The 12,543-nt window shown below is 65.6% G+C and carries 11 protein-coding genes and 1 pseudogene; 4 read left to right on the plus strand and 8 right to left on the minus strand.

Annotated elements, in window-relative coordinates; translation table 11 throughout:
* Positions 1-4 precede the first annotated feature (4 nt).
* Genes MKW15_RS11475 through MKW15_RS11490 form a run of 4 tightly spaced genes read right to left on the minus strand, consistent with a single transcriptional unit; the run spans position 5 to position 4,157 of the window.
* Positions 5-757: an SDR family NAD(P)-dependent oxidoreductase gene (locus MKW15_RS11475; RefSeq protein WP_240857754.1), complete on the minus strand. Its 753-nt coding sequence runs from the start codon at positions 755-757 to the stop codon at positions 5-7.
* A gap of 6 nt (positions 758-763) precedes the next feature.
* Positions 764-2,233: an aldehyde dehydrogenase gene (locus MKW15_RS11480; RefSeq protein ID WP_240857755.1), complete on the minus strand. Its 1,470-nt coding sequence runs from the start codon at positions 2,231-2,233 to the stop codon at positions 764-766.
* Positions 2,230-3,282, minus strand: coding sequence for a 4-hydroxy-2-oxovalerate aldolase (gene dmpG, locus MKW15_RS11485; RefSeq protein WP_240857756.1), 1,053 nt, complete (start codon positions 3,280-3,282; stop codon positions 2,230-2,232). The genes MKW15_RS11480 and dmpG overlap by 4 nt, the downstream gene beginning before the upstream one ends.
* On the minus strand, positions 3,279-4,157 hold the full coding sequence (locus MKW15_RS11490; protein ID WP_240857757.1) for an acetaldehyde dehydrogenase (acetylating): 879 nt from the start codon (positions 4,155-4,157) through the stop codon (positions 3,279-3,281). The genes dmpG and MKW15_RS11490 overlap by 4 nt, the downstream gene beginning before the upstream one ends.
* Positions 4,158-4,383: 226 nt before the next feature.
* On the opposite strand from MKW15_RS11490, the gene MKW15_RS11495 reads away from it, so the two are divergent.
* Together MKW15_RS11495 and MKW15_RS11500 are read left to right on the plus strand one after the other, a co-directional pair.
* Entirely contained in the window at positions 4,384-5,472 is a 1,089-nt protein-coding gene (locus tag MKW15_RS11495) for a VOC family protein (protein ID WP_240857758.1), read from the plus strand.
* 112 nt (positions 5,473-5,584) lie between these two features.
* A complete protein-coding gene (locus tag MKW15_RS11500) occupies positions 5,585-6,598 on the plus strand; it encodes a zinc-dependent alcohol dehydrogenase family protein (protein ID WP_240857759.1) in 1,014 nt (337 codons plus the stop codon).
* Between the two features lie 33 nt (positions 6,599-6,631).
* Here the strand turns inward: MKW15_RS11500 and MKW15_RS11505 are convergent.
* Positions 6,632-7,417: pseudogene (locus MKW15_RS11505) on the minus strand (EamA family transporter); the annotation flags it as partial.
* A gap of 131 nt (positions 7,418-7,548) precedes the next feature.
* On the opposite strand from MKW15_RS11505, the gene MKW15_RS11510 reads away from it, so the two are divergent.
* Positions 7,549-8,475: a LysR family transcriptional regulator gene (locus MKW15_RS11510; protein WP_240857760.1), complete on the plus strand. Its 927-nt coding sequence runs from the start codon at positions 7,549-7,551 to the stop codon at positions 8,473-8,475.
* A gap of 23 nt (positions 8,476-8,498) precedes the next feature.
* Here the strand turns inward: MKW15_RS11510 and MKW15_RS11515 are convergent, their stop codons facing one another.
* From MKW15_RS11515 to MKW15_RS11525, 3 genes are read right to left on the minus strand one after another with little or no spacing between them, the layout of a single operon-like run.
* Complete coding sequence (locus tag MKW15_RS11515) at positions 8,499-9,983, minus strand: flavin-containing monooxygenase (protein WP_240857761.1); 1,485 nt, start codon at positions 9,981-9,983, stop codon at positions 8,499-8,501.
* Complete coding sequence (locus tag MKW15_RS11520) at positions 9,980-10,912, minus strand: patatin-like phospholipase family protein (RefSeq protein ID WP_240857762.1); 933 nt, start codon at positions 10,910-10,912, stop codon at positions 9,980-9,982. Before MKW15_RS11520 ends, MKW15_RS11515 begins: the two co-directional genes overlap by 4 nt.
* Positions 10,909-11,787, minus strand: coding sequence for an SDR family oxidoreductase (locus MKW15_RS11525; protein WP_240857763.1), 879 nt, complete (start codon positions 11,785-11,787; stop codon positions 10,909-10,911). Before MKW15_RS11525 ends, MKW15_RS11520 begins: the two co-directional genes overlap by 4 nt.
* A 97-nt stretch (positions 11,788-11,884) precedes the next feature.
* On the opposite strand from MKW15_RS11525, the gene MKW15_RS11530 reads away from it, so the two are divergent.
* On the plus strand, positions 11,885-12,484 hold the full coding sequence (locus tag MKW15_RS11530) for a TetR/AcrR family transcriptional regulator (RefSeq protein ID WP_240857764.1): 600 nt from the start codon (positions 11,885-11,887) through the stop codon (positions 12,482-12,484).
* Positions 12,485-12,543: the final 59 nt, after the last annotated feature.

Raw genomic sequence — 12,543 nt, forward strand, 5'->3', positions numbered from 1 at the left:
CATGTCATTGGATTCCGCGTCGCACGCCACCGTCGGCGGTCAGGACACAACCGTGCAGGACGGACGCTTGCGGGGCGAGCAGTGTCTCGACAAGCCAGGCGATCTCGTCGAGAGTCGGCAATCGACCGAGCGTGGTCTTGTTCCGGTACCGATCCCAGATCTGCTCGATCGGCTGACCGGTCTCGGCGGACTCCGTCTCGATGAAGCGTCGGAGGCGAGGTGTGTCGATCGGACCCGGAGCGATGGTGTGCGTCGTGACGCCCTTCGGTCCGTAGAGCGCACTGATCTGTCGCATGAGGTTGAGCAAAGCGGCGTTCGCCGTGCCCGGGCCGGCGTCCAGCGGCCCCGGCTCCAAGCCCAGTGACCCGGCGATCGCCACAAAGCGAGACCCCTCGACGAGGCGATCGCGGACCCCCTGCAGGAGGCGTACCGGCCCCGCAACCTTGATGTTGGCCGCGGTTGCCAGCGCCGACGGCTCGATCGAGTCGGCCGATCCCTTGACCGGAAGGCCGGCCGCGAACACGGCCATGCGGACCGGTCCGTCCAAGGATCCCTTGATCTGATCCACAGACTCGTCACTCGCGATGTCCGCCGCGCAGCAGACGACCAGATCACTGATTGCGGCAAGCTTCTCCAGCTCGTCCGCCGAACGCGCCACCGCGACTACCTGGTAGCCCTTCGCCGCCAGACGTTCGGTGAAGATCGCCCCCATGGCGCCGGTCGCACCGACCACCACACAGGTTTCGTCGACAACCATTGTCGCTCAGCCGCGTAGTCGGATCGTGACAGCGCGCGGTTCGGTGAAGAACTCGCGTGAGTACTGGCCTCCTTCGCGGCCGAGGCCGCTGATGCCCTCCCCGCCGAACGGCAGGCGCAGATCGCGTTCGAAGAAGGTGTTGATCCACACGGTGCCGGCCTTCCATCGCGCAGCGAGACGGTGGGCACGATCGAGGTTCTGGGTGAACAGGATTCCGGCGAGCCCGTAGGGTGAATCGTTGGTGATCCGCAGAGCTTCCTCTTCGGTGTCGAAACCGATCACCGTCTCGACAGGACCGAAGATCTCCTCACGCGCGGTGCGGGATTCGTTGGTCAAACCCGTGATGACGGTCGGCGGGAAATAGAATCCCCCGGCGTGGGCCTCATCGGTGAGACGTTCACCGCCGGTGACGATCTTGCCGCCTTCCTCCTGCGCAAGTTCGACGTAGCCCGCCACCTTCTCGAGGTGGCGCTGCTCGATCAACGGCCCCATGAACGTCGACGCTTCCTTCGGATCACCGACGGTGAGTTTGCGGGCCTCCTCGGCGAACCGCTCCAGGAATTCTTCCCGGATCGAGTTCTGTACCAGGAGGCGGGAACCCGACAGGCAGACCTGACCGTTGCCGCCGAAGATGGCGCGAATCGACATCGGCACTGCCACATCGAGATCCGCGTCGGCGAAGACGATGTTCGCCGACTTCCCACCCATCTCCGCCGACACCGGCGTGTGATTGAGCGCGGCCGCCTGCAGGATCTTGACGCCGGTGGCGCTCGAGCCGGTGAAGGTTATCCGGTCGACTCGCGGATCGGACGTCAGTGGTCCGGCGACCGCCTCACCACCGAAGCCGTGCACCACGTTGAGAACACCGGCCGGAAGTCCGGCCTCCAAGGCGATCTCGGCGAATCGGTTGGCGGTCAACGGAGTCTGCGGCGCCGGCTTGAGGACAACGGTGTTGCCAAAAGCCAATGCGGGAGCGATTTTCCAGGTCGCCAGCATCAGCGGCGCATTCCACGGGCTGATCGCGGACACCACACCGGCCGGCGGATACAGCACGTACGACAGCAGATCTCCGTCGGGATAGGCCTCATTCGCCGCCATCGCCACGTAGTCGGCGAAGAACCGCAGGTTGTGTGCCACTCGCGGGATCTCCGCGTGCAGCGACTGCGTGATGGTCTTGCCGCCGTCACGGGTTTCCAACTGCGCAAGTTCTTCTCGGTGATCGTCTACGGCGTCGGCGACAGCGTGGAGAACCTTGGCGCGTTCTTTCGGTGACATCTGCGGCCACGGGCCGTCGTCGAACGCCTTGCGAGCCACCGAGATGGCCGCACTGCCGTCGTCGGCGGTGCCACGGGCGACGGTGGCCAGCAGACTCCCGTCGTGCGGATCACGAGACTCGAAGGTGGATCCGTCCGACGCCGTCTTCCACTCGTCGCCGATGAGATGGCGTATCTCGATCGGGGCGTTGATCGCGGTCATACCGTGGCCACCTCCGGGGTCTCATAGGTGCGTCCCGCCAGCTCCGACGCGACGTCGATGATCATGTCCTCTTGTCCTCCGATCACACCACGACGACCGAGTTCCAGAAGGATTTCCCGAGTCGAGATGCCGAACTTCTTTGCCGCACGCTTGGTGGGGTGGAAGAACGTCGAGTAGACGCCCGCATAGCCGAGCACCAGGGCGGTCTCGTCCACGATCTGCGGTTCCTTCATCAACGGCGCGACAACATGTTCGGCGGTGTCGATGAGCGGGAAGAGGTCGACGCCGGTGTCCCAGCCTGCGCGCTCGAAGGCGGCTGCAAGCACCTCGGTCTGTGCGTTGCCTGCGCTGGCGCCGAGCCCTCGCAGCGATCCGTCGATGTAGGTGGCACCGTTCTCGGCGGCCGTGAGCGCGTTGGCAATTCCCACTCCGAGGTTGTTGTGGGCGTGGAAGCCGATGTCGGCCGAGATCGCCGTGCGCAGCGCGGCCACCCGCTCGCCGGCCTGCTGCGGCACCATCGCGCCGGCGGAGTCCACCACGTAGACGACGTCGGCGCCGTACGAGTCGAGCTTGGCGGCCTGTTCGGCCAGTGGCTCTGCCTCGAGCTTGTGGCTCATCATCAGGAAGCACATGACGTTGAGGCCCTTGTCTTTTGCCCACTCGACAGGCTGCTGACCGCAATCGGCCTCGGTGCAGTGCACGGCGACGCGCACGGTCTTGATCCCGGCGTCGATGGCTCCCTGCAACTCGTTCAACGTGGCGATGCCCGGGACGTAGAGCACGGCGATGTCGGCGTTGTCGACCGCGCCGACGGCGGCCCGCACATAGTCGGGGTCGGTGGCCGCGGCGAATCCGTACTGGATCGACGACGCCCCCAGCCCAATGCCGTGCGCGACCTCGATCGTGGAGATTCCGGCCCGGTCGAGTCCGGCGGCGATGGCGGCGACGTTGTCGGTGGTGAACTGATGCGACACACTCGACATCCCATCGCGGAGGGTGGTGTCGACGAGGGTGACCTTGCGGTCGGCTGCGGTTCCGTCGGTGCTCATTGAGCTGCTCCTGTCACGAGGTTCTCGGAGGCCATGACGTCGGCGACGCGCACGGCGGCTGCGGTGATGATGTCGAGGTTGCCGGCGTAGGTGGGCAGGAAATCGCCTGCGCCAACCACTTCGAGCATGACGGTGACGAGATCACCGTCGACGTCGACGAGCTTGAGGGTGTATCCGGGCACGTACTTCTGGACTTCGGCGACCATGTCGATGACGGCCCGCTCGATGGCGACGGCGTCGGGGTTGCGCACCTTGGCGTAGACGGTGTCGCGCATGTTCATCGGCGGCTCGGCCGGATTGATCACCGAGATGGCCTTGGCGCGGTCGGCGCCGGCCACCGTCGCGAGCGCGCGGCCCGTCTTCTCACTGAACTCACTGAGGTTCTGCCGGGTGCCCGGGCCGGCGCTCTTCGACGCGATCGCGGCGACGATCTCGCCGTAGGAGGCGTCGGCCACCTCGTTGATCGCATACAGGATCGGGATGGTCGCCTGCCCGGCGCAACTCACCATGTTGACGTTGGGTGCCCTGAGATGTTCGTGCAGGTTGACCGCAGGCACGACGTAGGGACCGACCGACGACGGGGTCAGATCGATGGCCGTGATGCCCGCCTCGGCGTAGCGGGGTGCCGCCGCAGCGTGGATCTTGGCCGAGGTGGCCTCGAAGATGAGGTCGGGCCGCTCGGGCTGTGCGAGGAGCCAATCGACACCCTCGGCGGAGGTTTCCAGTCCTTCCGCGCGGGCGCGGGCAATGCCTTCACTCTTCGGGTCGATGCCGATCATGTACTTGGGTTCCACGTTCTCCGAACGCAGCAGCTTGTACATCAGGTCCGTCCCGATGTTGCCCGATCCGACTATCGCGGCGGTCAACCGACTCATGGTGTTCTCCTCTACTCGCGGTGCGATACCGACGACGGTAGGTACTTGGTCCCGGCGAGCGGGCCGGTCGACGACGTACCCGGATCAACGGCGACGACAATCGGCGGTTGTTCGGCAATGCCGAACGTGGGTGACTGGGGTCACAAACACGGCCATGCTGTGAGCATCCAGTAGATGGAAGGTCCCCGCAGACGCGGTGCCCGCACGATTGACCACAGGAGAACCGATGAGCGAGAACCCCGCCCGTTTCGATGTCGCGCACCTGGCGCGCTGCGAACTCTTCAGCCCCAAGCCGCAGGAAACCGAGGACTTCTTCACCCGTTTTCTCGGGATGTACGTGACCAAGCGCGAAGGTCAGTCGGTGTTTCTCCGTGGTTACGAGGACCCCTATCAGTGGAGCCTCAAGATCACCGAGTCCGACCAGCCCGGCATGGGTCACGCAGCAATGCGCACCAGCTCACCGGAGGCTCTCGAGCGCCGGGCGTCGTCGCTCAAGGACGGCAACATCGACAGCAAGTGGCACGAAGACGAGTTCGGCTACGGCAAGACCCTGTCCTACAAGACCGCCGACGGCCACAACTTTGCCCTCTTATGGGAGGCCGAGAAGTACGTCGCCCCACCGGAATTGCAGAGCAAGATTCTCTCGCGTCCGTCGAAGAAGCCGTTGCAGGGCATTCCCGTGAAGCGCATCGACCACCTGAACCTGATGGCGTCGGACGTGACTGCGGTGAAGAACGAGTTCGAGCGGCACCTCGGATTCCGTACCACCGAACGCGTCGTCGACGGTGAGGTCGAAATCGGCGCATGGATGAGTTCGAATCTGTTGGGCCACGAGATCGCCTGCATGCGCGACATGACCGGCGGCGCAGGTAAACTCCACCACCTCGCGTTCTACTACGGTAACGGCCAGCACAACATCGACGCGGCAGAGATGTTCCGCGACTACGACATTCAGATCGAGGCCGGACCGGACGTGCACGGCATCACGCAAGGACAGTTCCTCTATGTGTTCGAGCCCGGCGGCAACCGCATCGAACTGTTCGGCGAAGCGGGCTATCTGCACATGGATCCGGATGCACAGACCAAGACCTGGAACATGGCCGACATCGACACCGGCCTGGCCATTGGTGGGGCGAAACTCCCCTGGGAGACCTACTTCACCTACGGAACCCCCAGTCCACTCACGCTCGATCAGCACATCGAGCAGTTCGCGCACTTCGGCCCCGGGCAGGAACCGCCGGCCGTCGAAGCAGCCGAGGAGAACATCCCACTGGAGATCGACCACTCCCGCGCGGTGGCGGGCTCACCCGTCTGACCTGTACCTGCGTCGCTCCCGCCGCTTCCTGTGCTCTGGAAGCGGCGGGTCGCACGTTAGGGGTAACGGCAATGCCTCCCATGCGCGGGCGAAGTGGAGTTGAGTGGAAAGCATGTACGGAGCCGTATTGCATGCGCCACGGGACGTCCGCTTCGAGGAACGATCCGACCCCACCATCGTCGAACCGTCGGATGCGGTTGTCCGCACGGTCGCGGCCTGCGTCTGCGGGTCCGACCTGTGGCGATACCGCGGAATCACACCCGTGCCCAAGCCCATGCCGATCGGTCACGAGTTCTGCGGGGTGGTCACCGCGATCGGCGATGGCGTCACCACCGTGAAACCGGGCGACTTCGTGGTCGGCGGATTCAATCCCTCCGACAACACCTGCCCGCTGTGCCACAAGAGCGCCACCGCCAACTGTCAGCACGGATCGCACTACGACGGCGCGCAGGCCGAGCAGATCCGCATCCCGATGGCCGACGGCACGCTGATCGCGACCCCCGAGTCGCCACCCGACGACCTGATCCCGAGCCTGCTCGCGCTGTCGGACGTCATGTGCACCGGGTGGCACGCAGCGGTGTCGGCAGGTGTCGGGCCCGGCACGAGTGTCGCTGTCGTCGGCGACGGCGCGGTCGGCCTGTGCGCGGTGCTCGCCGCGCGGCAGCTGGGTGCCCAGACGGTGATCGCCATGAGCCGTCATGAGGCACGCCAGAAGATCGCGAACGAATTCGGCGCCACCCACATCGTCCCCGAACGCGACGACGAGGGCATCGCCAAGATCAAGGATCTGACCGGCGGCATCGGCGCCGATTGCGTCCTCGAGTGCGTTGGCACCGAAGGAGCCCGGCTGCAGGCGGCGGGCTCTGTTCGCGATGGCGGCAACATCGGGCTCGTCGGGGTGCCGCACGGCGATCTCCCCATCGACCAGTTGTTCTGGCGCAACGTCGGCATCAAGGGCGGACCGGCGAATTGCCGAGCCTACCTACCTCACCTCATAGATCTGACGTGGTCGCGAAAGATCCACCCCGGCTTGGTCTTCGACCTCGACCTCCCGCTCAGCGACATCGCCGAGGCCTTCGCCGCCATGGACGAACGTCGCGCCATCAAGTCGCTCGTCACGCCCTGACACCGACCGGGCCGTCACCACGGTGCCGATGCTGGCGGCGATGACCAAGTCGATGGCCGCGAGTCGTAGTGGCCCGGTCGGCTGATTCAGCAACACCCAGCCGGCAAGTGCCGCGACGATGGGCTCCAGGCTCAGCAGGATGCTGAAGACATGTCGCGGAAGTCGGCGCAGCGCAGCGAATTCCAGCGTGTATGGGATGACCGACGACAGCACGGCAACCGCAAGAACACCCACCAGCAGAGTTGGGTCATCGAGCGCACGCATTGCGCCTGATGCTCCCAACGGCAACACGAACACCGTCGAAAATGCCAGTGCGACAGCAAGTCCGCCGGCGCCCGGCACTGCGTCGCCGACTCGCGCACTCGCGATGATGTAGAGCGCCCAGAATGATCCGGCCACCAAGGCGAACAGAACGCCGACGAAATCGAGCGAATCAGCCTGCGTCGCGCTCTCGACGCCGAGCAGGCCGATACCGGTGAACGCCAGCGCAACCCAGGCCAGGTCGACGGCGCGACGCGACAGCACGGCCGACAGCAGCAGTGGTCCCAGGAACTCGATGGCCACCGCCGCGCCCAGCGGCAACCGCTCGATGGCGCAGTAGAACGACCCGTTCATCCCGCCCAGTGCGAGTCCGAACAACCCGACGGACCGCCACTGGGACCAGGTCCACCGTCGCACTCGCGGGCGAACCACGACCAGGAGGATCGCGGCAGCCAGTCCCAAGCGCATCGTGGTGACGCCCCACGAGCCCATGGCCGGAAACAGGTGCACCGCGATCGCCGCCCCGAACTGCAGCGATACGCATGATCCGAGGATCATCCCCACTGCGGGAGCAGATGCGGGAGCGCGTGCCGTCGTGCTCACGCATCAAGCATCGACTCGCATAATTGATCAGTCCAGTGAATGTTTCTGGCGCTGTATCATCACTTCAGCTAACCAATGGAGGCAGGATGCTGAACGTCGCACGGCTGCGAATCCTGCGCGAACTCCACCTGCGGGGAACGCTCGCACAGGTCGCTCAGGCGTTGTCGTACACGCCGTCGGCGATCTCACAGCAGCTCTCAATGCTCGAACGGGAAACCGGTGTCCAACTGTTGGAGCACGTAGGCCGACGCGTCCGTCTCACCGACGACGCACTCACGCTCGTCGCACATACCGAGGCGGTGCTCGCGCAGTTGGAGCAGGCCGAATCCGATCTCGCCGCCGCGCAACCGGCCGTACACGGAACGCTGCGCCTGGCGTCGTTCCAGACGGTGGTCCTCGAGATCGCACCGCGCGTGCTGACACTGCTCGAGCAGAGCCACCCGGCTCTCGAGGTGGAGATCACCATGCGCGAGGTCGACGCGGCATTCAGCGGCCTGCTGTCCGGCCTGTTCGACGTGATTCTCGGCGAGGAGTACCCCGGCCTCCCCGACCCGGTACGCGAGGGAACCGACCGAACCGACCTCGCGCCCGATCCGCTCTACCTCGCCGTGCCCTCGCACGGTCCGTGGGCCGCACGGCCCGGCACCATCGCCGAACTCGCCTCGACCCCATGGGCATTGGACCCGCCGGGCAGCGCGAGCGGGGATTGGGCCCGTGCCATGTGCCGCAGCGCGGGCTTCGAACCTCGGGTGCGGTTCGAGGGGCCGGATCCGCTACTGCACGCCCACCTCGTGCGCACCGGCCACGCGGTCGCGTTCGTACCCGCCCTGATCGCGACGGATCACCTCGAGGGCACCCAACTCATCGAGTTACCCGGCAGGCCCGAACGCATCCTGTACACCGCGGTGCGCGCCGGTCGAGCCGGACATCCAGCCGTGCGAGCACTCCGAGAAGCGCTCGCGCACAATGTCGCCGAACGTCAGCCGCGACGACCCACGCTATCGGTGAACTGATTCGCACCTGCGCGCCGGATGCGTCAACGTGCCGACAGCACCTGCGCACCATCCGCGGCGCGAACGTCGAAGTGATCGAGATCGGGATGCGCCAGCATTCTGGTGAGAGTCGGCTTGTCCCACGGCCACAGGTCGACGGCACCGTTGGGGGTGAGATACCAGGAGTTACAACCGGTGTTCCAGACCGTCGGTGTCATCGCTTGCGTCACATCGGCATTGAACTTCTTGGTCGCTTCCTCGGTCACCTCGATCGTTGCGCTGGACGTCTGCTCGAGGTGATCGAGGAGGTCGGCGATGTAGCCTGCGGTGAGTTCGGAGGTGAGTTGCAGCGAGATCGAACCGGTGGGCGAGTTCGGCCCCAGCACCGTGAACATGTTGGGGAACCCAGGAACTGCGAGGGTCCGGTAGGCGCGCGGCCCGTCGGCCCACGCCTCGTCGAGCGTCATACCGTCTCGCCCGGACACGGTCATCGGCCGCATGTAGTTGTGCGCATGGAATCCGGTCGCCAGCACGACCACATCGACGGGATGCGTTGTGCCGTCGGCGGTCCGAATGCCCTGAGCGGTGATCTCCGTAATCGGATCGTTGACGAGAATTGCATTGTGTGCCTGGATCGCACGGTAGTACGTGCCCGACACGACCTGTCGTTTGCAGAGCGGTTCGTAGTCGGGGGTCAGCACCGTACGGAGCGCACGGTCGCGTACCTGAACCCTCAACGACAGACGTGCGTACGCTTGGACGAGCCGGCGGCGCCAACTCGGACGGGTGGTGATGTCGGCAAGAATTCCTGAGCCCCAGAGCAGTGACTTTGTCAGCGTCTGATGCACCGGAGGGAGTCGTCGCAGAACCGACGACACAACTCGTGACTGCCGAATTCCCATGGTTGCCCACAGAATCCACTGCGGCGACCGGACGAAGTGGACGATCGAGGAGGCCGCGGGCTGCAGTGCCGAAACCACCTGAACCCCGGTCGATCCCGTGCCGATCACAGCGATGCGTTTGCCGTCGGTCACCACATCGCCGTCCCAGCGCGCGGTGTGAACCACCGGGCCGTCGAACTCTGCCAGACCAGGAATGTCAGGAATGGCGGGATGATGGAGAACACCGGTGGCACAGATGAGGACGTCGACGACCAGATCCTCGCCCGCTGCCGTCGAGACCGCCCACGTGCGGGCGTCGTCGTCCCAGGCGGCAGAGGTCACCTCGGTGTTGCACCGGATGTGCGGTGCGAGCCCGAACTGTTCGACGACATCACGGTGGTAGCGTTGAATCTCGCTGCCGTCGGCCCAGATTCGAGTCCAGTCGGGTTTCGGGGCGAACCCGAACTGATAGATCTGCGACGGTACGTCGCACGTCAGACCCGGATACCGATTCCAGTGCCACACACCGCCGACGTCGTCGCCCTTCTCGAGAACAGCCACGTCGGTGTATCCGCGTTCACGCAGTACGTGCAGCGCAGTGATGCCGGCGACCCCTGCTCCGATGATCAGGATTCGCGGCGCGGTCATCCACCGGCCTTGCTTTCCCTCAGAGCACGCCGAACGGTGTGCCACGCAGTGCGCATGGCGGATTCGAACGCTTCGGCGCGACGCCCTCGGTTCATGAAGTTGGCCCCGAGTCCAGCGAGATCGGCTGCAGTGGGCAGAATTTCGACCACCTGAGTGCCGCGGCCGCGAACCTCGGCGACCTCCCGGCGCAACAAGCTCGACATAGGTCCGCGCAACGCGGCCTGCTCGATCAGTCCACCCACGCCGGGTACACGCACTCCAGGATGTGACGCCATCGGAGCGATCACGTAGATGACGTCGGCATCCTCGGGTTCGATGAGATCGACGGAGGCGGTCGATGCCGCGCCACCGTCGACGTAGGACCTGCCGTCGATCACGACCGGCGGCATCCAGCCGGGGATCGCCCAGGATGATCGCAATGCCTCACCAACGGTGATAGATCCGGGTTCGGTTCCGCCCCATACGGTTCGCCGACCGGCGCGGTAGTCGAACGCGACCATGCGGGCATCGGGGTGAGCGAGCCAACCCGACGAGTCGGCATACCCGTCCGCCAGTCGTTGCAGCCACGCGGCATCGGCACGTCCGGTCGGTGCGATGCCGGTGAGCGCCGCCAGTCCGTGCTGTGATCGCAGCAGTCTCGGATTAAGCAGCGGCGGACGCGGGATCCGCGGCAGGCCGAAGGGCGTGTCGACGACGTGGCGACGCAATCGGAGGTCGGCGCTGGTGCCGCGCTGCATCGCAACGAGTTCGTCGATGTCGGCGCCGCCGCCGATGATGGTGACGAGTTCCGCGCCGGCCGACGTTCCTTGCAGGACATCGGCGTCGCGGGGTTCGGACCCGAGTTGTTCGGCCAGCGCGTGTAGGGCGGCTACGACCCACGCCCCACCGATCGTGCCGCCGCAGCCGATGACGATCGCGGTCTTGCTCATCGGTTCCCTCCTCGCGAGGCCACATCGGCACTGCCGGCGTGACGGGCAATCCGGTCGGTGTACGCGCGACGCGCATCGGCATCGAGCGAGGTCAACGCGCGATTGTCACCGATGAGCCGCCGCGCACGGGACTCCAGCCATTCGGGTACGAGGCCGTCGACCAGCGACCAGCCCGGCCCCAACCAGCGCGGTACCGAGACCTCACGCGCACCGCTGAGAGAGGCGCCGACGACGGCCTTGGCCACCTCGACGGGGTCGACGGTCGGCATGCCGTGCCCCAGCGGAGCGCCTGACGACAGTTCGGTCCGAACCGCCGACGGCAGGACGGTCGACACCACCACACCCTGCTCGATCAGTTCCCTTCGCGCAGCGAGTGATACACCGCGCGCGGCGAATTTGCTGGCGTTGTAGGCCACCATTCCGGGAATCGGGAGCCGTCCCGCCATCGACGCCACATTGACGATGCGCCCGCCCCCGCCGCGGATCATCTCCGGGGCGACCGCCCGCATTCCGTTGATGACGCCTCGTACGTTGACGTCCAAGGTCAGGTCGATGACGTCGTCGGCCTCGTCGAGGAACGGACCGAGTGGCATCACGCCGGCGTTGTTGACGAGCACGTCGATACGACCCGACTCACGAATCACCTCGTCGACAAACGTCTGCCACGACTCGCGATCCCGCACGTCGAGGCCCGCGGAGCGCACACCGGGCAAGCCTGCGGCGGTCTCCTGGGCCACGTCGGCGTCCAGGTCACCGATCCATACCGAAGATCCTTGAGCCGCAAACACTTCGGCGGTGGACGCTCCGATTCCGCGAGCACCGCCGGTGATCACCACCACCGAGTCGGACAGTGGTCGCGCTGTGAGTCGTCGCATGCATATCCTCGCCGTCGCCATTTCGGATACCGACGGTATTTGGATACTTCGAGAATGTCAATGGCCGTTGTCACGCTACAGTGTGACGGTGGCGCGAATGAGCAGGGCCGACCGTCAGGCCATCACTCGACGCGAGATCCTTGACGCCGCACGTGTGCGCTTTCTGCGCGACGGTTATCGCGCCACAAGCCTCGAACAGATCGCCGACGACGCCGGCTACTCCAAGGGAGCCGTCTACTCCAACTTCCAGAACAAGGCGAACCTCTGCCGCGTCGTCCTGCAGGGTGTGCAGCAGGAGAAACTCGCCGAGGTCGCCGACATCGTGGCCCGCAGCGACGGAGTCTCTGACCTTCAGCATGGGCTGGAGAAGTGGATGAGCGACACCATCGGCGACGTCGGCTGGACAATGCTGGAGATGGAACTCTCGCTTGATTCGCGCGGTGACCGTCGGGTGGCCGAGATGATCATGACCATGCACACCGGCATGCGGGACACGATGGTGTCGGTCATCCAGCAGGCCGCCGATCACCTCGGCCTGGGGGCCATCTCCGACGAGCAAGCCCAGGAACTGGCCGGGATGTTGACCGCGACCACCTTCGGACTCGGCGTCCAGCGTGCGGTCAATCCATCGGTGTCGATCGAGCCCGGCATGGCGGTAATCCGGACGATTCTGGCCACCTTTGTCGGCGCCGACTGACGTAACGAGCCCTTCGCCGATCGCCCCCCCCCCCCCCGCTCCCTGAGGTGCTCGAGGCG

This window comes from Gordonia gummivorans (genome assembly GCF_022513585.1).
GTDB lineage: Bacteria > Actinomycetota > Actinomycetes > Mycobacteriales > Mycobacteriaceae > Gordonia.

What these genes read in the sequence shown, in the direction of transcription:
- dmpG (WP_240857756.1), bottom strand. Translation starts at nt 3,282, where the DNA reads ATGAGCACCGACGGAACCGCAGCCGACCGCAAGGTCACCCTCGTCGAC.
- MKW15_RS11495 (WP_240857758.1), top strand. Translation starts at nt 4,384, where the DNA reads ATGAGCGAGAACCCCGCCCGTTTCGATGTCGCGCACCTGGCGCGCTGC.
- MKW15_RS11525 (WP_240857763.1), bottom strand. Translation starts at nt 11,787, where the DNA reads ATGCGACGACTCACAGCGCGACCACTGTCCGACTCGGTGGTGGTGATC.
- MKW15_RS11500 (WP_240857759.1), top strand. Translation starts at nt 5,585, where the DNA reads ATGTACGGAGCCGTATTGCATGCGCCACGGGACGTCCGCTTCGAGGAA.
- MKW15_RS11530 (WP_240857764.1), top strand. Translation starts at nt 11,885, where the DNA reads ATGAGCAGGGCCGACCGTCAGGCCATCACTCGACGCGAGATCCTTGAC.
- MKW15_RS11510 (WP_240857760.1), top strand. Translation starts at nt 7,549, where the DNA reads ATGCTGAACGTCGCACGGCTGCGAATCCTGCGCGAACTCCACCTGCGG.
- MKW15_RS11515 (WP_240857761.1), bottom strand. Translation starts at nt 9,983, where the DNA reads ATGACCGCGCCGCGAATCCTGATCATCGGAGCAGGGGTCGCCGGCATC.
- MKW15_RS11490 (WP_240857757.1), bottom strand. Translation starts at nt 4,157, where the DNA reads ATGAGTCGGTTGACCGCCGCGATAGTCGGATCGGGCAACATCGGGACG.
- MKW15_RS11520 (WP_240857762.1), bottom strand. Translation starts at nt 10,912, where the DNA reads ATGAGCAAGACCGCGATCGTCATCGGCTGCGGCGGCACGATCGGTGGG.
- MKW15_RS11475 (WP_240857754.1), bottom strand. Translation starts at nt 757, where the DNA reads ATGGTTGTCGACGAAACCTGTGTGGTGGTCGGTGCGACCGGCGCCATG.
- MKW15_RS11480 (WP_240857755.1), bottom strand. Translation starts at nt 2,233, where the DNA reads ATGACCGCGATCAACGCCCCGATCGAGATACGCCATCTCATCGGCGAC.